The following is a 20,046-nucleotide window of genomic DNA, read 5'->3' as shown; positions in this document are numbered from 1 at the left end:
CGGGTAAGCCAGGGGCCGCCGGCTCACCGGTCGTCGCCGGCCTGGCCGGAGGGTTCGGGATGGTGTCCGTAGGCGGCGGCCCGGACCGTCTCCTCGTCCTCCAGCCCTGAACCGATCGCTCCGCCGACGGTGGCCAGGGAGCTGATGATCCAGGCGAGGGTCAGATAGTCGGTCGCGTGGGCCGGCCGTTGCAGGGTCTGTTCCAGTACGGAGCTGTCGATCAGCAGCGCCGCGGCGAGCAGTGTGCCGAGGAACAGCACGACATAGGACACTGATGTGGCCAGGGCCAGGGTGAGGATCGTGCCGAGATTGAACAACCGGGCCAGCGCGGCCGGTGTGTCACGGTCGGGTTTCTCCCACAGGTCGTGGGCGATGATCAGCCAGGCCACCAGTCCGGTCAGCCCCAACAGCATGACGGTGGTGAGTCGCAGGCCGCCGAGCGCATCGCCCATCTGCCAGATGGTGCTGGTGGTGAGCGCGATCGCGGCCGTGCCGAAGGCACCCACCAATAGTTTGGACAGGCCCAGCAGCGCACGTCCCGGCTGGTTTGCCCGGACCATCCCGATCAGCAACCGCGCTCGTCCGGTCCACCGTGAGGCGACGTACCGCTTCTCCTCGGCATCGTCCTCACCGAGGACCCGCTTGATGACCGGGACCCTGCTCGTCAGGTCCGCCGGAGGGCGGGGTGTGTCGGCGAGCAAGGCAGCCACCAGATGGGGGACGACCGCGCGGACGGTTCGTAGCTGACTCAGACCCAGTGCCGGCAGGGACACCATCGCGGTTCGGCGCCGGGTGGAGATCTGAGCGATCAGTGGCGTCCGGTCGGTCTGCAACGGCAGATCGGTCAGGCAGATCGCGATGTCCCACTGATCATCGGCGCGCCGCCGGGCCAGATCGTCGAGCAGCGCCTCCGCGCCGCCGTCGCGTCGTGGCGCCACCTCGCCCCAGCCTTGCCCGACCGTCCATCGCACGCCGGCGTCCACCTGCGCGGCGAGCAGATCGGCGAGCTCGGTCGCGAGCCGTGCCGTGATCCGTGCCGGGTGATCCGGTGGAGTGGCGACCAGTCCAACGACGATCTCCGGACGGTACTGATCACTATGGGTCATCACAGCTCCTCGGCGGTATCGGTGCGCGTTGCGGTGCCGACGCTTTCCCTATCGGTGCGCATACATCCCTCGGCCTGACGCCCATGCCGTCTGATTCGTTGATTTTGTCGAGATCGCCGAGCCGGCGTGACGGATCGAGGCCCGGCGGGGCCAAGGGAGGCCAGGGCGGTTTAGGTGTTTTCGTCACGGGAAGGCGGAGGTCCGAACCAGACGCGCTCCTTGTTACGGCGGACGGGACGCGACCGACCACGAAGGTTACTCGTGACGCAGGGCGACCGCTGGATCTGCTGACCGCCGTACAGGCCACCCGGGCCGACCGCACCGGCTCACGCGAAGGAGGATCCATGGAGTTGACGGCAACGACGACCATCCGTAAATCCGCATCCGAGGTGTACGCCTTCTGGCGCAAGCTGGAGAACCTGCCGACGTTCATGGCGCACCTCGAAGAGGTCCGCACCACCGGCGCCCGGACGAGCCACTGGTCCGCTGCCGCCCCGTTCGGCAAGAACGTCGAGTGGGACGCGGAAGTCCTCGACGAGGAACCCGGCGAGAAGATCGCGTGGCGGTCGACCGGGAACGCCGACGTGCCGAACGCCGGCACGGTCCGGTTCGTCCCCGCCCCGGACGGCGTCAGCACCGAGATCCACGTCGTGCTGGTCTACGACATCCCCGGCGGCGCCATCGGCAAGGCGGTCGCCAAGTATTTCGGCGAGGAACCTCATCAGCAGCTCGACGACGATCTGCGCCGGCTCAAGCAGGTCCTGGAGACCGGCGAGGTGGTCCGCTCCGACGGTGCCCCGTGGGGCAAGCAGGCCCGCAAGGAGTTCCCGCAACGCCCGGCGCAACCGTTGTCGGACGCCGAACTCGCGAAGGGAGCCGACCAGTGAGGGCGAACACCTGGGCCGGCCGTAACTCCGTCGAGGTCCGTGACGTGCCGGACCCGAAGATTCTCAACAAGCGCGATGCCATCGTACGGATCACCTCCACCGCGATCTGCGGCTCGGACCTGCATCTGGTCGACGGGTACGTGCCGACGATGCAGGACGGCGACGTCATGGGCCACGAGTTCATGGGTGAGGTGATCGAAGTCGGCTCCGGCGTACCCGGGGAAAAGCTCCGTGTCGGTGACCGGGTGGTCGTGCCGTTCCCGATCGCCTGCGGCGCGTGCGCCGCGTGCGCCGCCGAGCTCTACTCCTGCTGTGAGAACACCAACCCCAACGCGGGCATCGCGGAGAAGATGTTCGGCCATCCGGTTGCCGGGATCTTCGGCTACTCGCACCTGACCGGTGGCTTCGCAGGCGGTCAAGCCCAGTACGCGCGGGTGCCGTTCGCCGACGTCGGCCCCTTGAAAATCGAATCCGACCTCACCGACGAGCAGGTGCTGTTCCTGTCCGACATCCTGCCCACCGGCTACATGGGCGCCGAGATGTGCGACATCCAGCCCACCGACGTGGTGGCGGTCTGGGGCGCCGGCCCGGTCGGCCAGTTCGCCATGGACAGCGCCCGGGTACTCGGCGCCGCGAAGGTCATCGCCATCGACAAGGAACCATACCGGCTGCGGATGGCCGAGCAGGCCGGCCACATCCCGGTGAACTTCGACGAGGTCGACGTGCGTTCGCAGCTGCTGGAACTAACCGGCGGGCGGGGACCTGACAAGTGCATCGACGCGGTCGGTATGGAGGCCACCCACGGCAGCGCGCACATCGCCGCGTACGACCGGGTCAAGCAGGCCGTCCGCTCGGAGACCGAGCGGCCGCACGCCCTGCGTCAGGCCATCATGTCGTGCCGTAGTGGCGGCGTGGTCTCGGTCATCGGCGTCTATGGCGGATTCCTCGACAAGTTCCCCGCCGGCGCCTGGATGAACAGGTCCCTGACCCTGCGCACCGGCCAATGCCATGTTCAGCGCTACATGAAGCCGCTGCTCGATCGGATCGAACGCGGCGAGCTGGACCCGACGCGGATCATCACCCACACCCTGCCGCTCGACGAGGCGGAACGGGGCTTCGAGATGTTCAAGAGCAAGCAGGACGACTGCGAGAAGGTTGTCCTCAAACCTTGACCGCCGCCGTATCCGGCCACCGCGGCGGCGGCCGGATACGGAATCGGTCATGCGGAGGCGTTGAGTGTCTGAGAAGGTGACACGCCGTACCGTGCGCGGTAGGAACCCGCGAACCGTCCCAGGTGGGTGAATCCCCAGCGGTGCGCGACGTAGGCCACCGTCGTCCGGCCGGGTTCCGCCTGCCGAAGCTCGTCGTGGGCGCGGTCAAGGCGGATCTGCCGCAGGTATGCGGTGGGTGAGATGCCGACGTACCGCTGGAAGCCTGCCTGCAACGCCCGTTCACTCATGCCGGTGGTGTCGGCGAGACCGGCGATGGTGACCGGCTGCTCGGGATGGCTGTGCAGAAGGTCGATCGCCTGGCGGATCCCGCGGGGCGCTGGATAAGGTCCGCCCGGCGTGGCCAGCCGGCCCCGGTACGGATGGTCGCCGGCGAGCAGAAGGCCACGCAGGAGCATTTCTTGCAGCGGTTCGGCGAGCAGCGGGTTCTGCGTCAGCCCGAGGTTCTCGCTAAGAGCATCCGCGGCGAGCGTGCGAACCATGTTGGTCCAGGTCCGGCCGGGTCCGCGCGACTGGTCAAGCCGGGGGGCGAGCGGAATCGGTGAGCCGACGGGTGTGTCGAGCATGCGGGCCAGCTGCATTTCGAGGGCGCCGCGGTCGATCTTCACGGCAAGGAGCCGGCAGTCGCCGGTCCACCGGTTTAGGACGGTGTCACCGACCGGCTGGAACACCGCCCCGCTGGTATCAGTGGTGACCCGGGGTTCATCTCTGCCCTGCTGCCATTCGAGCCGGCCGGACAGGATCAGATCAACGTGGTACGCGCCGAGTTCGTGCAGCCTCAGCTTCAGGTCGGTGCCGAAACGTACGTCCCCGATCGTTATCGGTCCGAGGTTGGTGACCCGCAGCTGGGTGTCCAGGCTTTCGGACGGCTCCAGCATGTCGACGAAATTGGAGTAGAAGTGCTCGGCGAGCACCAGTCGGGTCTCATCCAGGTCAGAGCTCTGCAGTGTGACAGGGCCAGACCTGCCGTCAGCGTCGTACCCGGGCATACCGCATCACCTCGCCACCAATTATATGCGGCACTCGGAGGGCTTTTCCTGGGCTGCATTTTGGTGCGTGGAACATTCGATTATCCGGATACCGAAGGCTCTATCCATTTTCCGTGGTGAGCTGTTCCACAAAATGGGGCGACGGCGTATTCAGCCTCAGATGCCGTCGTCATGGGACCGATGGCTCGTCGCGCGATTTACGCGGATATGGTGCTGGCGACGTCGGGGGTATTTCCTGCTGCCCGCGTCATCGCTCGCGGCGAGGATCTGTTACAACGCGATCGGCTTGGCGGCCGTGGTGGCTCTCCTCGTCGGCGCGCGGCTGTACGGGCCTCGGCGCCCCGGTCCGTGGTACTCAGTGATGATCATCTACTTCGATGCCGACCCCTCCGCCTTGGACGCCGTCTTCATCGCCTCCTCGCTGCTGTGGGCAGCGGCTGCCTTGCATCCTTCGATGGCGGCGGATACCCGCGTCGTACCGCTCGCCGGCACGGAACACAGTGTGGCTCGCTTGTGCGCGTCCGCCGCCCGCTCACTACTAGGACCGGCGCTGCTTCTCACTCCGTACGTCGGGAAGAACACCGTCAACAGCACGGTCGTCATTCACGGCACCATCGTCCTCATCATGCTCACCATCGCTCGGATGGCACTGATCCTGACGCAGCTGAAAACGCAGTCACACGACATGGAAGAGCTCGCCATGCGGGACGAAATGACCGGGCTGGCGAACAGGCGTGGGTTCGAGAGCGCGTTGCGCATCGCGATGGCCGACGGGCCGGCACAGGTGGCATTGCTCGGGCTGAACGGCTTCAAGAACGTCAACGACGAACTCGGACGCTCGGTCGGCGACCGCGCACTCTTCTCCCTTGCCCAGCGGCTGGCGCGCACGGTCCCGGACCACGCGCTGCTCGCCCGGATGGGCGGCGACGAGTTCGCAATCCTGCTGCCCGGCAGGAGCTCCCCGGAATCCGGGGCGCTGGCCGCTCAGCTCGCCGCCCCGCTGCGTGAACCCGTACACGCGTGCGGCCACGATCTGCTCCTGGGCGCCGGTATAGGTCTTGCCGCCGGCGAGCGCGGCGACCCGGCGGAGGTGCTACGCCGGGCGGAGGCGGCAATGTACGCCGCCAAGCGAGCCGGCCAGGCGTACCGGCTCTGGGAGCCTGCCCTGGACGAGCAGTCGACGGGGCACGCCAGGCTCGGCGCGGAGATGCGGATCGGTCTGGACACCGGCCAGTTCCGGGATCATGCGGACGGCCTGCCGCCAGATGGCACGATGGAAGGCCGAACTCGGCGCCGGCGCGCCCGACAAGGTCATCGTCAACGTGTCCGCCCGTCAACTCGCCCGGTCCGACTTCGCCGCGGCCGTCGCCGGCATCCTGGCCGAGACGGACTTCCGCCGTGGTACCTCGCCGTCGAGGTCACCGAGACCGCCGTCTTCGAGGGTGGCCAGGCCGTGGCGACACTGCACGATCTACGGAGGCTCGGCGTACGGATCGCGCTGGACGACTTCGGCACCGGGCACTCGTCACTCGGCCTGGTGCAGACGGTGCCCGTCCGCGCACATCGCATGGTCCGTCCGGGCGCGGCGGGTTCAGCGTCAGGGCACGTCGACGGCGAGGACCACCTTGCCGAAGGTACGGCCGGCCGTGAGCAACTCGTGCGCCCTGGCGGCCTGCCGGATCGGCAGGACCGTGTCGATGATGGGAACGATGAGCCCGGCGTCGACCAACGGCCACGCCTCGCGACGGACGCCGCCGACCACGGCGGCCTTCTCCGCCTTCGGTCGTGGTCGCAGCATGGTGGCGGAGACGCTGGCCCGCTTGGCCATGAGCGTGCCGAGTTCAAGCCGGCCGGATCCGTCGACCCGGCCGCCGATGATGACCAGGTGCCCGCCCGGCGCGAGGCAGTCCACGTTGGCCCGCAGGTAGGGCGCTCCGACGATGTCGAGGATGGCGTCGACGCCACGTCCAGCGGTGGCACGCAATGTGGCGGTGGCGAAGTCCTCGTCGCGGTAGTTGACGGCGACATCGGCGCCGAGGCCGAGCACCCGGTCGCGTTTCCAGTCACTGCCGACGGTCGTGAGCACCCTCGCGCCGACGGCTTTGCCCCACTGAATCGCGGTGGTGCCGATGCCGCTGCCGCCACCGTGCACGAGCAGGCTGGAGCCGCGCCTGACGTGCGCGGTCATCGCGAGATTCGCGTACACGGTGCAGAGCGCCTCGGGCAGCGCCGCCGCCTCGATGAAGGTCAAGCTCTGCGGTTTCGGCAGCAGTTGAGCGGCGGGCACGACGACCTGCTCGGCGTAGCCGCCACCGATCAACAGTGCGCACACCGCGTCACCAACCGCCCAGCCCTCGACCTGTGGTCCGACCCACGACAGCCGTCCCGAGCATTCCAGGCCGAGGGTGGCCGGTGCGTCCGGCGGCACCGGGTACTGCCCCTGCCGCTGCAGCAGATCGGCGTTGTTGACACCGGCCGCGTAAACGTCGACGACGACATCGCCGGGGCCCGGCTCGGGGAGGTCGGTGGGGCGCCAGATGAGGACATCGGGATCGCCGGGCCGATCGAAGGAAATCGCTTCAGTGATCATGCGGGCGAGCGTGCCCGCGACCGCGGCCACCGGCATCGGTCAACGTACTGCCCCTCCTCGGCGGCCGGGAAGGTCGTCAGTTGACCGATGCCGCAGCCGAGCGTCGGACCGACGATCGAACCCGACATGAGCACTACGCCCAACATGAAGGAGAACGCCGTGTCTGTGACCGTTCGTGACGACCTGGTCCTGTCCCACTCCACCGAGGTGGCCGAGGTGCGGGCACCCTTCGGCAAGGTCGACATCGAGGCCTGGCTGAAGGCCCTGCCCGACAAGGAGTACCAGCGTTGCGCCCCCGGCGACCACAAGGCCGCCGGCTACACCGTCGACGATGACGGCACCCCGATGTCCATCAACGTGGAGATGATCGGCACCGGCCTGGTCATCCAGCACTACCGCTACAAGCAGGCCGGCCCGCACTACTGCAAGATGGTCTCCCTGTCCGACGTGCTGACTCCCCACGGCTGGACCACCGTCCAGGTCATCTGGGAGCTCAAGATGGAGCAGATCGACGGGGACCGGCTGCGCTACACCAACACCGTCACCTCCCACCCCACTGAGGAAATGATCAAGTTCACGGTGGAGAACGGCGGCACCTTCGAGGAGGCCGCCCGCGCCCGGCAGGCCGCCTCGGGGGCACACAACAAGCGCGAGACGCCGCTGTTCGCGGCCAGTATCGCCCGGAGCGCCAACGCGTGACGTTTGTCATCGAGGGCGTCATCAATGGGTAAACACCGTCTAGGGGGACAAACCGGCATGATCACCGATCACAGTGTCGCGGAGCACACCGCGGATAACCATCAGCACGGCGCGGGCTGCGGGCACGAGACCATCCTGCACGACGGGCATGTGGACTACCTGCACGACGGGCACCTTCACCACGAGCACGACGGGCATTACGACGAGCACGGGGAGGCGCCATGACGGATCACATCGAGTCGCCGCGCGCAGCCGCGAGCCACTTCACCCCCGAGCTCACCGCACTGATCGAGGACCCACTCTATTCGGAGCGGGTCTGGGACGACGCCCGGCTCAGCCCGCGTGATCGCAGCATCGCCACGCTCGGCGCGGTCGTAGCGTTGTATCGGCCCGATGAGCTGCGGGCGCAGCTACGCCGCGCGGTGGACAATGGGCTGACGTTGCCGGAGATCTCCGCGCTCATCACCCACGCTGCTTTCTACGGCGGATTCCCGGCCGCGATCTCGGCGTCGGTCATCGCCCACGAGGTGCTGGGTCCGGTGGACGGCGACATCCAGTCCTGAGACGGCGGCGAGGCGGCAGTCCGATGCGGGGTGCCGCCTCGCCGCGACGGTCGGCCACCGGGCCGACGGATTCATTTGTGGGCAGCACGTCGAAGCCTGGACCTTTCGAGCAGGCTCGCAATCGATGAGCATGACGGATGCCAGGCGGTGTCACCAATAGGGTGAGCGCCTTTGCGTGAACGTAGCCCGATCAAGCTACTGACCAGCAGAAACGCGACTTGGTCCTGCCCGGGCACCGTCGCCCGACGCTGCTGAACGCCGTTCGGCGCTGTTCGACGCTGCCGATCTCAACCCCGCCTGCTCCCCGTCCAATCGCTGGTTCTGGGAGCAGCGCAGCACCGCCCACCCCGAACAGCCCGGATTCATCGTGGCGGCGCTCCTACCGAAACACCATCCTTCCTGTCACGGCCGATGAACGGGCATCGTTTCGGATGCGGTCTTGCTATTTAGACTCGCGAGCATGACCCGTGCATCGGCGGAGCACGACGGCCTCGGGCCGGCAACCCTGACCGGATTGTCGCCGGCCCGGCTGGCCACGGGTCTCGGTCTCGGCCTAGTCACGCTGATCGGCGCCTTGATCGCCCAGATCGGCCAGGTCGACGGGCGTTACGGCGTACGGCAACTCGACCTGTGGGGCGCCCTGTTGATAGTCGTCGCGGTCGTGCTGATCGTCACGCTGCTCGACAGTGCGCCGCTGCCCTCGCTGGTCACGGTCCTGCTGCTGGTCAACGGCTATCTACTGCTCCATTACCCGTACGGTCCGGTGCAGCTCTGCATCGTCGTCGCGATGTACGAGGTGGCCCGCCGCCGTCGGTTCGGCCCGTCGCTGCTGGTTTGCGGCGCGGCCGTGGTGGTGACCTCGGGCACGATCTATGTCCGACTCCTCGGCGACGTAGATCTTCCGTGGTTGCTCGCGCTCGCCTGGGCGGGCTGGCTGGTCGTCCCGTGGCTGCTCGGCGCTCTCGTGCGAACCATCGCGGCCGGGCGGGAACGCACGCGCCGGCTTCTGATCACCCAGGGCGCGATGGAGGAGCGGGCCAAGCTCGCGGCCGATGTGCACGACGTGGCCGGACATGGTTTCGCCTTGATCGCGATGCAGGCCGGTGTCGCGCTGCTCGATTTCGACAGCAGGCCCGCCCAGACCCGCCGGTCACTCGAAGCGATCCAGGCGACCAGCGGGAAGTCGCTGAGCGAGCTGCGCGGCATGCTGGACACGTTGCACGACGAGTTCCTCTCGGCTCCGGCGGTCGAGCCGGTGCAGCCGTCCGAGGTCGAGAGGGCCGGGCTCTGCGGGCTGGTCGACCTGGTCACCCAGGTCCGGGCGGGTGGCCTGCCCGTACGGCTGAGTTTGCACAACCTGGACCGGGAGCTGGACCCCGAGACCGAGTCGGTGTTGTACCGGGTGGTGCAGGAGTCGCTGACCAATGTGCTCCGGCATGCCGGGCCGACGACCGCCGAGGTGACCGTCGAGCAGGACGAGGAGACTTTGGTGGTTCGGGTGTCCGACCACGGGCGAGGTGGGCCGGTCGAGCTGGACGGCTCTGCCCGGGGTCTGGCCGGTATGCGCCGTCGAGTCGCGGCTGTCAGTGGAACCTTGGCTGCCGGCCCGGGGGAGGACGGCGGATTCCGGGTGGAAGCCCGGCTGCCGACGGGGAAGGGTGCCGCATGATCAGGGTTGCGCTGGCCGACGACCACGAGCTGGTCCGGATGGGTCTGCGGGCCCTGATCGACCGCGAGGACGACATGGAGGTCGTCGGCGAGGCGAGCGGCGGATTGGAGGCGATCCAGCTGCTCAAACGCGAGGGTCCGGACATCCTGCTGCTCGACGTCCGCATGCCCGGGATCGACGGGATAGAGACGCTGCGCCGCATCCAGGCCGATCCTGCGATCGCTGGCATCCCGGTCATCGTGGTGACCACGTTCGAGGTGGACCGTTACGTGTTTCTCGCCCTTCAGGCGGGCGCGGCCGGATTCATCCTCAAGGACGCGGTGCCGCAGGAGTTGACGCGCGCCATCCGGGTGGTCTCGGCCGGGGAAGCGATGCTGTCCCCCTCGGTGACCCGTCGGGTGATCTCGCTCTTCGCCCAGCAGACCGCGGTTGATCCGGCGCTGGATCCGAGCCTGGACGAGCTGACAGAGCGCGAGCGGGAGATGGTCGCCTGGGTTGCTACGGGGTTCTCGAACGAGCAGATCGGGGCCGCGCTCTTCGTCAGCCCGGAGACGGTGCGCACCCACGTGAGCCGGGCGATGCTCAAGCTCGGCGCCCGTTCCCGGGCTCAACTCGTAGTGATCGCCGTCCGGGTCGGCCTGACCGTTCCCCGCTGAACGAGATCATGCTGTGCCCGCTGGATCGAGGGGCGTCAGAGAATTCCGGACCTGCTCGAAGGCAGCGCTGCGCATCAGGTCAGCGACAGTGCGAGGGCGCCGAGCGATGTGGCCAGATAGGCGGCGCAAGCCACCGTCACCGCCCGGTAGCGCCTCCGCTCCGGCCAGCCCAGCCACCGCGTCATCTCGGCCACCAGCGGCAGTACCAGCACCGCGTGCAGCGTGACGCCGTGCAGCGGCTCGAGGAAGCCGGCGGTCTCGTAGGCCTGCTGGGGGTAACCCTCCCGCACCAGGGTGGTGCCTTCGGCGATCATGACCACTCCGGTTCCCAGAGCGACGATCAGCAGCGCGAAGCCCACGCGCATGGCGAGTACCAGATCGCGGCCGCCGCGAACCCGGCCCCGCAGCGCCACGAAGGCGAGGACGCCCAGCGTGATCGCGAGAAGCGCGCCCCCGACAGCGAGGCTCATCGCGATCCGTGTGTCGAACGGCGTCTCGGTGTTGAAGTGCGACGGCACCCGCCGCCAGGCTTGGATTGAGATGCCGGCGACCTTCACGACGCAGACGGCGGCGAAGATGCCCAGCACCCAGGCGCGCGCCCGCGGATTCATGATCAGCATTGAGGAGATCCACGCGACGGTGATCAGGGTGAGGCCGAAGGAGAGCCCGAACGTGGTCGGCTTGCGCCACGAGACCGGGCCCTCCCACGGCGAGTCGCCGACCAGGAACACCACGAAGTGTGCGCCGCCGGACAACAGGAGAAAGCCGCCGAGCGCGTACGCGAGCGTCTCCACCCGTGGCCGTTCGTGGCGGGCCAGTCCGGCGAGCGAAATGGTGTTACGTGTCGTTGGCATCATGATTTTCCCGGGGCTCGGAAGTTTCTCAGCGCGAGACCGGCGCCTTGCGGTGGTCGCGGGTGAGCGCCATGACCGCGCTGACCAAGGCGACGGCCTGACCTGCCCACTGCAGGAAGACGCCGATCCAGACGTCGAACCTGCCCGGCTCGCCGAGCCGGCCCCAGACCGAGCCCTCGATCAGCCCGCCGACGGTGACGAACAGCGCCGCGATCAGGCCGACGACAATCACCCAGCGGTAGCGCGGAAGGGCGAGGACGAGGATGCCCGCTACACCCAGGATGATCGGCCCCGGTGGGATCTTGGGAAATCCAGGAACGCCGACCAGATATTGGATCAGAACGCCGAGACCGGCCACGAGCAGGCTGATACCGAGGACTCTGCGCAGCGTTGTGAAGGTGCCATTGCCGGCCATGTCGGGGTTCCTTTCGGAGATCGTTCAGTCTCCTCCCAGCCTGATCGTCACCGGTCCTCATGGCGTCCGCGTAGTGCGGCAACCCGCGTACGCGAATTTGCGTAGCACCGGTCCCGCGGTACGCGGACTCGCGACCCGCTGCGACCTCGTTTGCTTGGCCGGCGGTCAGCTGAGCCGTTCTGCGGCTGGCCGAACCAGTGCGGTGGCGGCGCGCAGGTAGGTCAGAACGATCTCACGTTCAGGATCGGAGAGACGGGCAACTCGGCAAGCACCTCTGGATGATCTCCGAGCAGCTCGCCGAGGCTCTACCCGCTGGAGAGCCGCTCCCGCTGAAACGCCTTCCTCCTCCGCCGCGAGCAGCCGACGACCCGATCTTCTGCGATGCGGCAGAGGACGGCCTATTTCATCGTGACGGCGCTCCCCGCCATCGCTGAGGACGGCCTCTGAACAGGGCAAACATTGCGGCCGACGAGGCTCGGTCAGTTCCGCGTCGCGACCTTGATCTTCTTATCGATCGTGACGAGCTCGTGGATCAGTTCAGAGGCCAGCCAACGGCGGGTCTTGCCGGCGACGTCGCACGGGCGGACGGTGTTGAGCAGGGCGCAGGCCTGTTGGGCGGACAGGAACTTCTTCGCACCGCCCGGTACCAGTTCGAGCAGCAGGTGATGCAACCGGGACACGATCCCGGTGCGCGCGCGGCCAAGTTGGTCTCGGCGGTCGACCAGCAGCCGCAACGCCACGGTCGTGTCGTCGACGACGACCTGCCGCAGGCCGGCGGTTCGCAGGGCAACGAGATGTCTTCGCCGACGAGAAGGGCGTAGGTGCTCCCGGGGTTCGTGGCCCACGGGAGGTCGGGAACGGTACCCATCTTCCGCGTCCGGTAGCCGAAGCAGGTCTCGAGCGGGATCGACCACGCGGGGTGGCGCCGTCCCCGGACAGCGCCACCCCGCGTCAGATTCCGTTACTGGTCAGTTGCCGATGGTGGCCTGCGGGCCGGCGTACTTGGCGAGCAGGGCCGGGACGTCCGCTGCCGCGTCCACGGTGTAGGCGTAGTAGGCCTTCGGGTCGAAGGCGGAGCCGTTGGTCACCTGCTTGCCGGTGGAGTTCTTGACGATGCTGCCGCTCTGCTTGAGCTGGCCCTTCGTCAGGTCGTCGACGTTGTACGGGTTGGCGACGTTGTCGAAGTAGCTGTTCTCCAGAACCATCTTGGTGCTGCCGCGCGACAGGTTGCCGTACGAGGTGATGTTCTGCAGGTAGTTGTTGTAGAGGTGGGCGTACGCCACGTTGTCGGTGCTCGGGTTCCGCTGGTGGGTGTTCTTGATCCAGTTGTGGTGGATCGTCATCCGCGCGGTCACGTTCTCGGTCCAGCCGATGCCGAACGCCTTGTTGCCGGTGTCGAGCACGTTCCAGGACACGGTCAGGTACGTGGTGTCCTTACGGCTGTCGATCATGCCGTCGTTCATCCGCGTGATCTTGTTGTGGTCGATCCAGATGTGGTCCGCGGTGTCCATCTGGATGCCGTCGTAGTCGTACGTCTTGTCATCCGGGTCGTCCTCGGTCATCTGGGTGTCCCGGATGGTGAGGTTGCGGATGATGACGTTCCTGACCCCGGGGACAAGCTGGAATCCGCCGCCGACGATCTGGCCGCTGGTGCCGACGCCGACGATGGTCTTGTTCGACTTCACCTTCAGCTCGGTGCCCTTCGGCGTGAACGTGATGGCCCCGGCCACCTTGATCACGTAGGGCTCCGTCGCGGTGGCGTACTTGGTCAGGTCCGCGAACGTCTTCACGGTGACCGTGGCGCCGGCCGCGCCGCCGGTCGTGCCGCCGCCGGTCGACGCGAAGCCGTCCGGGGTGGCGGCCCAGGTGCGCCCGCTCGCGGTCGGCGCCGGCGTGGAGCCGGCGACCGGGGTGAACGCCCACTGCTTGTTCGAGTTGGCGGTGCACGTCTCCTGGATGATCGACGCGCCGCTGGCCGTCGAGGCGCCCTGGTCGGAGATGCACAGGCCGGAAGCGATGTTGACGATCTGGAAGGTGTCGGTGCCGCTGGCGACCGTCTTCCACTGCTGGTTCGTCTGCGAGCCGACGCAACCCCACTGCTGCAGCCGCAGGCCGGAGGTCTTCGACCCCGACGGCACGTCGATGCACTTGCCGCTGCTGACGTTCTGGAGCAGGAAGTTGCTGCCGGACGCGACCAGCTTGAACTGCTGCCAGGCGGCGCCGGTGGTGCAACCCCACTGCTGCAGCAGGGCGCCGTTGGCGGCCGACGCGGCCGGCACGTCGATGCACTTGCCGCTCTTCTTGACGATCAGCTGGTAGGTGTTGCCGGCGGCCGGGGCGGCCGCCGCGTTCGACGGCAGGACCGACCAGCCGACGATCGCGGCCGGAACGGCGACCACCGTGGCGATGAGCGCGGCGCGTTTCTTGGAGACGGACATGATCAGCCCACCGGGTTCCAGTTGTCGGTGCCCGCGAGGTACTTCTGCGGGGTGTAGTCGGCGGCCTGCGCGTCGGACAGCTGCGCCCGGTTGCCGTTGATGGTGGCGCCGGCGCCGGTGTTCTTGTACTCGTAGAACCGGGCGTTCTGCCAGGTGGCAGAGGACATGTTCACCCAGGGCTGCGCGGTCGCGATGGTGGCGCTCAGGCTCGATTCGCGGACCACGACCTGCGCGTCCTGCCGCCACGGTCGGCCGAGCTGGGTTGTGTTGTTCGCCGCGCCGGTGATCGTGGATTTGTAGAACAGGAAGCCGTAGTCCCGGTTCGCCGGGGTCGAGGCCGCGGTGATCGGGCCGCCGGTGGACCGCTTCTCGTAGATCTTGGAGGCGTTGAACACGGCGATGCCACCGCCGTAGATGAAGTCCACCGTGCCCTCGATGTACGAGCCGGTGAAGTACGTCCGAGCGCTCTCGTTGACCAGCAGGGTGTCCTGGTCGCCGAGCAGCCGCACGTTGCTGAACACGGCCCGGTCCGATTCCAGGGCCACGGCCAGTGCCTGCGAGCTGCCGTTGGCGGCCTCGTCGTAGTCGTTGGAGATGGTCAAGTTCGTGGCGGCGAAGTCGTGGCCGACGATGTGGGCGGTCGCCGAGCCGTTGGTGCCGTACGTGCTGGCCGGCCGGTTGTTGACGATCACCACGTCGTCGGACGAGTCACCGCCACCCTTCAATGTGATGTAGGGCTTGGTCGACGGCACGGACAGGTTCTCCCGGTACGTTCCGGGCTTGATGGTGATCGTCTTACGGCTGGCGTTGCCGTCGCCGACCGCGTCGATCGCCGCCTGCACCGTCTTGTACGTACCGGAGCCGTCAGCCGCGACCGTGAACGAGCCGGCCGGCGGCGGGGTGGCGCCGGTGACCGGGGTGAACGCCCACTGCTTGTTCGAGTTGGCGGTGCACGTCTCCTGGATGATCGACGCACCGCTCGCCATCGACGCACCCTGATCGGAGAGGCACAGCCCGCTGTTCACGTTGATGACCTGGAACGTGCCCGTGCCCGACGCGGTGATCCTCCACTGCTGATTGGTCTGCGAACCGGCGCAGTTGTACTGCTGCACCCGCTGACCCGACGTCTTCGACCACGCCGGCACGTCGATGCACTTGCCGCTGCTCACGTTCTGGATCAGGACGTTGCTGCCCGCCGCCACCAGCTTGAACTGCTGCCAGCCGGCCCCCGCCGAGCACCCCCACTGCTGCAGCAGTGCACCGTTGTCCTTCGACGCGCCCGGCACGTCGATGCACATACCGCTCTTCTTCACGGCCACCTGGTAGGTGCCGCCGGCGACCGGAGCGGCCGCCGCGTCCGACGGCAACATCGACCAGCCGACGAGACCGATCGGTACGACCAGCGCGGCCGCCACGCCGAACAGCATCCGTTTGCTGGGCTTCTTCTCTGCCATCGCAGACCTTTCTTACGTGCGGGGATGACGGCCGAGGGGAGGCCGCCGGTGTTCCTGTACCGGTAGATGCGGCGGCGGCCGAGTGACAACAAGAAACGCGGCAAAAACTTTCGCGGGTACAGCCAGGACCGCTCCGCTGACGCGCGCCGAAGAGAGGTGCCGAGGGGACACGCTGGGTGACAACCGCTCCGGTGGATGAGCGGCACCCTCGTAGATGCGGCGGTCCGGGCGCAACAACACAAATCCGGGAAATTCTTTCCGGCGACCCTCGCTTTGCAGTCTGGCCGGGGCCGTGCCAACATGCTGACCCGGCGGAAAAGTCTTAAGACAGTGGTGATCTTCGATATATACGAGCGGTCGCCGATCCGCGACGATCGGCACGGTCCGCGACCGACCAGGAAGGCTTGGTACTCGACGGTGACGCAGAGTCAGGTGGCGCTCGATGTCGCCCGGCTGATCAGCCGGGCCCACGCCGGCGACGCCCGAGCCACCGAGGAGCTCATCGCCGAGCACCTGCCGCTGATCTACAACATCGTCGGCCGCGCCCTGGCCGGGCACCCCGACGTGGACGACATCGTGCAGGAGACGATGCTGCGCGCGCTGCGGGCCCTGCCGAGCTTGCGCGAGCCCGCCCGGTTCCGCTCGTGGCTGATCGCCATCGCCTACCGGCAGATCCAGCTCTACCTGCGCGACAAGCGGACCGCCCGGCTGCGGCTGGTGCCCGAGCAGCCCGAGCTGGCCGAGCTGGCCGACCCGGCCGGCGACTTCGCCGAGCGCGCCACCGCCGAGCTGGTCGCCGACGCCCAGCGCCGGGACCTGGTGGAGGCGGCCCGCTGGCTGGACGACGACGACCGCCGGCTGCTCGGCCTGTGGTGGCAGGAGGCGGCCGGCGAGCTGAGCCGCGCCGAGCTGGCCGACGCGCTGGGCGTGCGCCCCAAGCACGCCGCGGTCCGGGTGCAGCGGATGAAGGCCCAGCTCGATTCCGTACGGGCGGTGGTCGGCGCCCTGCACGCCCGCCCCCGCTGCCCGGAGCTGACCGGGCTGGTCCGGCGCTGGAACGGCATCGCCGACCCACTGTGGCGCAAGCGGCTGACCCGGCACGTGCGCGAGTGCCCACGCTGCGTCACCAGCGGGCGCGGGCTGATCGCCCCGGAGCAACTGCTGCTGGGCACCGCGATGCTTCCGGTGCCGGCCACGCTCACCGCGAAGGTGGGCGGCCTGGCCGCTGCCACGCCCTCCGCCCACGTGCTGCCGACTTTCCTGCAACACAAGGCGCTGGCTGCCACCGGCGCCGCCGCGGTGCTGGCGACCGGCGGGTTCGTCTACGCCGTGCACTACTCCCCAGCGCCGCCGGACGCCACGATCGCGGCAGCTCCGCCGCCGGCGTTCACCACCACCCCGCGGCCTGCGACGGCGACCACCACCGCCGCCACGACGCGGTCACCGTCACCGTCGTTGTCGCCGGCCACCAGCACGACCCCGCCGCCGGCCGACCAGGGCATGGGCGTGCAGCGGGCCGACATCTTCGTGGCGCCGGACGGCTCGGACGACGGCGACGGCAGCCTCCGGCGGCCCTACGCCACGCTGGGCAAGGCCGTGGCCGAGGTGCGCCCGGGGCAGACGATCGCGCTGCGCGGCGGCACCTACCGGCCCGCCGCCGGGATCGACATCACCACCAGCGGCACCGCCCAGCGCCGCATCGTGCTCAGCAACTACCGCGACGAGCGCCCGATCGTCGACGCCTCCGGCCTATCGGCCGGCCAGTGGGCGATCGCTCAGCGCGCCTCCTGGTGGACCGTGCAGGGCCTCGAGGTGACCGGCTCGGCCGACCACGCCTATGTCTGCCTGGGCTGCCGGGACACGGTCTTCCGGCGGCTGTGGATGCACGACAACGCCCGCTCCGGGCTCATGCTGCGCGGCGAGGGCACGACCGGCAACCAGGTCCTCGACAGCGACTTCACCGACAACCGGGCCCCCGGTGCGGGCACCGGGCTGAGCATCCAGTTCGGCGCCGGCGCGGGCAACGTCGTGCGCGGCAACCGGTTCGCGGGCAACGGTAACGCCGGACTCGACCTGGGCGCATTCGGCTCGCCGGTGACCATCGAGTACAACTGGTCGTACGACAACGGTGGCACCGGCTTCGTGCTGGGCGGGGGCACACCGACGGCCGTGGCCGCGCACAAGCTGCGGCACAACGCGGCGTGGGCCAACGGCAGCAACGGCTTCAGCGACGAGGGCAACACCGCCGCGCTGGAGCTGACCAACAACACCGCCTGGCGCAACGGCGGCACCGGATTCCATCTGCCGGACGCCCCGGCCACCATGCGCGCCGACGTGTCCGTCGACAACGGCCGGCCGTACGAGCTGAACCAGGCCGTCACGCCGAGCCGCACCGGCGGGCAGCAGACGGCCACGTTCCGCTCGACCGACCCGGCCGAAGCCGAAGGTCCACGGACCGCCACAGGCGCCCTGCCACCGACCGGTTTCCTGCAGACGAGCGACGGCAACGGCGCCGCCATGAACGGCACCTGACCCGCCCGGCAGCGGGCCACAGCTCGTCAAGACGGTCGCCGTCCGCTGACGGGCGGCTGGGGCGGCACAGATACTGCCGGGCCCGTCGCCGCGGCGTACACCGGCATGCGCTGGGCGAGTTGGTCGGCCTTCACGGCACAACTGCAAGCTCGACGACGCGCTGATCTACATCAACCCGGACGTCGGGGCACTCCACGAGGTCAGCGGCGAACTCGAACTCGGGTCTCCGAAAACGCCAGCCGCCGTCCGGCCCATCCTGCTGCCGCCGTTCCTGGTCACTCGGCTCCGCGAACACTTGGTCGCCCGGGTCATCCCCGGCATGCACTTCCATGATCTCCGGCACACCCACAAGACCTGGATGATCGAGGACAGCGTTCCGGAAGCCGCTCAGGCGAAGCGGATGGGTCATCTCGTCGATGGCCTGCAAAACGCTGGGAAGGCACCGTCAAATCCGAACGGTGACCACATTTGCGACATAGTGGTGGTCAGCCGGGGAGCGAACAAATCAAACTCAGGAGCGGTCAACCGACCTGCTCCCAGAACCATGACAAAAGGTCCACCGCACTACACATGGATTACGACGATCCGCTGCTCTTTGGGCCGCGCCGGTTCCTCCACGAGGCGGGTCAGATCGTCGGGATCGCTGGTCAGCAGAAGCAGAGGACGAGGAAGCTCCAGCGCCGTCGCTGCCACCACAGCATCGATGGCACACCTGTGCCCGGACAGCCCGGCCGTACCGAGAAGTTCTCCCGCCCGCCGACCGAGTTCCGGGCTCACCGGGAGCACGACAACCCGGGACAGCACGCGATGGACCGAGGCGTCCCGAGGACCACCTCGGAGCACCTCGGTCAGCGTGATGGCGCTGACAACCACTCTGGCCCCGCGTTCTCGTGCAGTCACCAGGAAAGCGCGAACTCTGTCGTCTCCCGAGGCGAGCTTGGCGAGGCCCTCGCTGTCCAGGACAAGTGTTCCGCCGCTGCTCACCGCGCGTCGGGCCACGAATTCCTCGCTTCGTTCAGCGCCTCCTCAGAGACCGGTCCGTGCTCTGACTCAAGAAGGGTCGCGAGTTCCCCGAGGAGGTCGAGTTCGAGTTGCCTGGCGACCGCTTCGGTAACATACTGGCTGAAATCGCCCCGTCCCACGCGTTGCTGGACAGCAGCAGTGAGGTCTTCGGGCATGGACACGCTGACCTTGCGGGCCCGGCCCACCAGCCGAAGTCGGCCGGACTCCGGCGAACGAGCATCCAGAAGCCTCATCGCCGCAGCTTGAGGATCCGGCGAAACTTTGCTGAGGTCGTGTGCAACGCCCTGCAGCTCCGCAAGCGAAGTCTTGTCGTCGGCCGACCCCTCAGGCTCCGGGACCGCCGGCAGCGGTTGTGCACTCATTCACCGATACTACCGCCGGTAGCAAGTCAGAGCACATCTCGCATCGAGGCAGCCGGAAGCTCATAACCGCCGCGCTCGGCATCGCCCCGATAGCGCCGAACCCGTTCGCAGGATCTCGCCGGTTCCCGTTCAGGCAATAGCTGGACACGAAAGTTGGCGGAATGAGAACCGCATACCAGCAGTTCAAGGGCTAATCGTGACACTACCGGCCGTACGTCGTCGCAGACCCTGATCAATCTTGATCAGCTCCCTCTGAACCGCAAGCACCTGCCGCCATGGATCGTCAAGCGACAACACCCAGGCGAACGTGCGCCGCAGCACCGCAGTGAAGGGTTCGAAGTCGCGGCCGGCCCGACCACCGACCATGAGTTCGGACTCGACCGGCGGGCAAATCGCGACAACGCCTTGCGCGACCAGTCGAGACCACAGCCCGCCGATCTGCCCGCGCAGGAGCCGCCACACCGCCGAGGTGTCGGCCAGGTAGTCGGTCACCGACCAGAACGCTCGTACTCGTCCAGGGCCTCGAAATCGAGGTAACCAGCGGCGTTCTCCTGCAGCCAGGCGAGCCCCCGCGCCCGGT

20 protein-coding genes and 1 pseudogene are annotated in these 20,046 nt (G+C 68.1%); 9 read left to right on the top strand and 12 right to left on the bottom strand.

All coding sequences use genetic code 11. The annotated features are described in order from the left end of the window. Positions 1–23: 23 nt before the first annotated feature. The gene (locus EP757_RS02895) at positions 24–1,106 is read right to left on the bottom strand and encodes a hypothetical protein (RefSeq protein ID WP_127542659.1); all 1,083 of its coding nucleotides are present in this window, start codon (positions 1,104–1,106) and stop codon (positions 24–26) included. 344 nt (positions 1,107–1,450) lie between these two features. On the opposite strand from EP757_RS02895, the gene EP757_RS02890 reads away from it, so the two are divergent. Both EP757_RS02890 and EP757_RS02885 read left to right on the top strand, forming a co-directional pair. Beyond that, the gene (locus EP757_RS02890; protein ID WP_127542658.1) at positions 1,451–1,993 is read left to right on the top strand and encodes an SRPBCC family protein; all 543 of its coding nucleotides are present in this window, start codon (positions 1,451–1,453) and stop codon (positions 1,991–1,993) included. Further along, positions 1,990–3,165, top strand: coding sequence for a zinc-dependent alcohol dehydrogenase (locus tag EP757_RS02885; RefSeq protein WP_127542657.1), 1,176 nt, complete (start codon positions 1,990–1,992; stop codon positions 3,163–3,165). Before EP757_RS02890 ends, EP757_RS02885 begins: the two co-directional genes overlap by 4 nt. A gap of 47 nt (positions 3,166–3,212) precedes the next feature. On the opposite strand, the gene EP757_RS02880 is transcribed toward EP757_RS02885, so the two are convergent. Continuing rightward, positions 3,213–4,136 carry an AraC family transcriptional regulator gene (locus tag EP757_RS02880; protein WP_160165757.1) on the bottom strand — a complete coding sequence of 308 codons (924 nt, stop codon included), beginning with the start codon at positions 4,134–4,136 and terminating at the stop codon, positions 3,213–3,215. Between the two features lie 100 nt (positions 4,137–4,236). On the opposite strand from EP757_RS02880, the pseudogene EP757_RS44735 reads away from it, so the two are divergent. After that, positions 4,237–5,757 (top strand): annotated as a pseudogene (locus tag EP757_RS44735) (diguanylate cyclase domain-containing protein); the annotation flags it as partial. Between the two features lie 51 nt (positions 5,758–5,808). Here EP757_RS44735 and EP757_RS02865 read toward each other — a convergent pair. Then, a complete protein-coding gene (locus EP757_RS02865; RefSeq protein ID WP_127542654.1) occupies positions 5,809–6,801 on the bottom strand; it encodes an NAD(P)H-quinone oxidoreductase in 993 nt (330 codons plus the stop codon). Positions 6,802–6,960: 159 nt separating this feature from the next. Between EP757_RS02865 and EP757_RS02860 the strand changes: the two genes are divergently transcribed. The 5 genes from EP757_RS02860 (at position 6,961) to EP757_RS02840 (ending at position 10,388) form a co-directional block, all read left to right on the top strand. Then, a complete protein-coding gene (locus EP757_RS02860; protein ID WP_197725501.1) occupies positions 6,961–7,500 on the top strand; it encodes a hypothetical protein in 540 nt (179 codons plus the stop codon). A gap of 57 nt (positions 7,501–7,557) precedes the next feature. Further along, positions 7,558–7,725 (top strand): zinc transporter permease, encoded by a 168-nt coding sequence (locus EP757_RS02855; RefSeq protein WP_127542653.1) that lies wholly within the window; start codon positions 7,558–7,560, stop codon positions 7,723–7,725. Continuing rightward, positions 7,722–8,063: a carboxymuconolactone decarboxylase family protein gene (locus EP757_RS02850; protein WP_127542652.1), complete on the top strand. Its 342-nt coding sequence runs from the start codon at positions 7,722–7,724 to the stop codon at positions 8,061–8,063. Before EP757_RS02855 ends, EP757_RS02850 begins: the two co-directional genes overlap by 4 nt. A gap of 460 nt (positions 8,064–8,523) precedes the next feature. Next, the gene (locus EP757_RS02845) at positions 8,524–9,732 is read left to right on the top strand and encodes a sensor histidine kinase (protein ID WP_127542651.1); all 1,209 of its coding nucleotides are present in this window, start codon (positions 8,524–8,526) and stop codon (positions 9,730–9,732) included. Then, entirely contained in the window at positions 9,729–10,388 is a 660-nt protein-coding gene (locus EP757_RS02840; protein ID WP_127542650.1) for a response regulator transcription factor, read from the top strand. The genes EP757_RS02845 and EP757_RS02840 overlap by 4 nt, the downstream gene beginning before the upstream one ends. A 74-nt stretch (positions 10,389–10,462) precedes the next feature. Here the strand turns inward: EP757_RS02840 and EP757_RS02835 are convergent, their stop codons facing one another. The 5 genes from EP757_RS02835 to EP757_RS02815 all read right to left on the bottom strand — a co-directional run bounded on the left by EP757_RS02835 (position 10,463) and on the right by EP757_RS02815 (position 15,549). Continuing rightward, positions 10,463–11,242 carry a hypothetical protein gene (locus tag EP757_RS02835; protein WP_232050342.1) on the bottom strand — a complete coding sequence of 260 codons (780 nt, stop codon included), beginning with the start codon at positions 11,240–11,242 and terminating at the stop codon, positions 10,463–10,465. Between the two features lie 28 nt (positions 11,243–11,270). Next, entirely contained in the window at positions 11,271–11,657 is a 387-nt protein-coding gene (locus EP757_RS02830) for a hypothetical protein (protein ID WP_197725500.1), read from the bottom strand. 479 nt (positions 11,658–12,136) lie between these two features. Continuing rightward, on the bottom strand, positions 12,137–12,397 hold the full coding sequence (locus tag EP757_RS02825; RefSeq protein ID WP_127542649.1) for a hypothetical protein: 261 nt from the start codon (positions 12,395–12,397) through the stop codon (positions 12,137–12,139). A gap of 228 nt (positions 12,398–12,625) precedes the next feature. Further along, positions 12,626–14,095, bottom strand: coding sequence for an RICIN domain-containing protein (locus EP757_RS02820; protein WP_127542648.1), 1,470 nt, complete (start codon positions 14,093–14,095; stop codon positions 12,626–12,628). 2 nt (positions 14,096–14,097) lie between these two features. Beyond that, on the bottom strand, positions 14,098–15,549 hold the full coding sequence (locus tag EP757_RS02815; protein ID WP_127542647.1) for a pectinesterase family protein: 1,452 nt from the start codon (positions 15,547–15,549) through the stop codon (positions 14,098–14,100). Between the two features lie 417 nt (positions 15,550–15,966). Here EP757_RS02815 and EP757_RS02810 point away from each other — a divergent pair, with 417 nt between their 5' ends. After that, on the top strand, positions 15,967–18,081 hold the full coding sequence (locus EP757_RS02810; RefSeq protein WP_232050341.1) for a sigma-70 family RNA polymerase sigma factor: 2,115 nt from the start codon (positions 15,967–15,969) through the stop codon (positions 18,079–18,081). A 130-nt stretch (positions 18,082–18,211) separates the two neighbouring features. On the opposite strand, the gene EP757_RS02805 is transcribed toward EP757_RS02810, so the two are convergent. The 4 genes from EP757_RS02805 to EP757_RS02790 all read right to left on the bottom strand — a co-directional run bounded on the left by EP757_RS02805 (position 18,212) and on the right by EP757_RS02790 (position 19,958). Then, complete coding sequence (locus EP757_RS02805; RefSeq protein WP_127542645.1) at positions 18,212–18,508, bottom strand: hypothetical protein; 297 nt, start codon at positions 18,506–18,508, stop codon at positions 18,212–18,214. Positions 18,509–18,645: 137 nt separating this feature from the next. Then, a complete protein-coding gene (locus tag EP757_RS02800; protein ID WP_127542644.1) occupies positions 18,646–19,080 on the bottom strand; it encodes a type II toxin-antitoxin system VapC family toxin in 435 nt (144 codons plus the stop codon). Next, positions 19,062–19,466, bottom strand: a complete 405-nt coding sequence (locus EP757_RS02795) for a hypothetical protein (protein WP_127542643.1) — start codon at positions 19,464–19,466, stop codon at positions 19,062–19,064. Before EP757_RS02795 ends, EP757_RS02800 begins: the two co-directional genes overlap by 19 nt. Positions 19,467–19,649: 183 nt before the next feature. Further along, a complete protein-coding gene (locus tag EP757_RS02790; RefSeq protein ID WP_127542642.1) occupies positions 19,650–19,958 on the bottom strand; it encodes a hypothetical protein in 309 nt (102 codons plus the stop codon). Positions 19,959–20,046 lie beyond the last annotated feature (88 nt).

This window comes from Actinoplanes sp. OR16 (genome assembly GCF_004001265.1).
In the GTDB taxonomy this organism is placed as follows: domain Bacteria; phylum Actinomycetota; class Actinomycetes; order Mycobacteriales; family Micromonosporaceae; genus Actinoplanes.
This window is presented reverse-complemented; position numbering and strand designations above follow the sequence as displayed.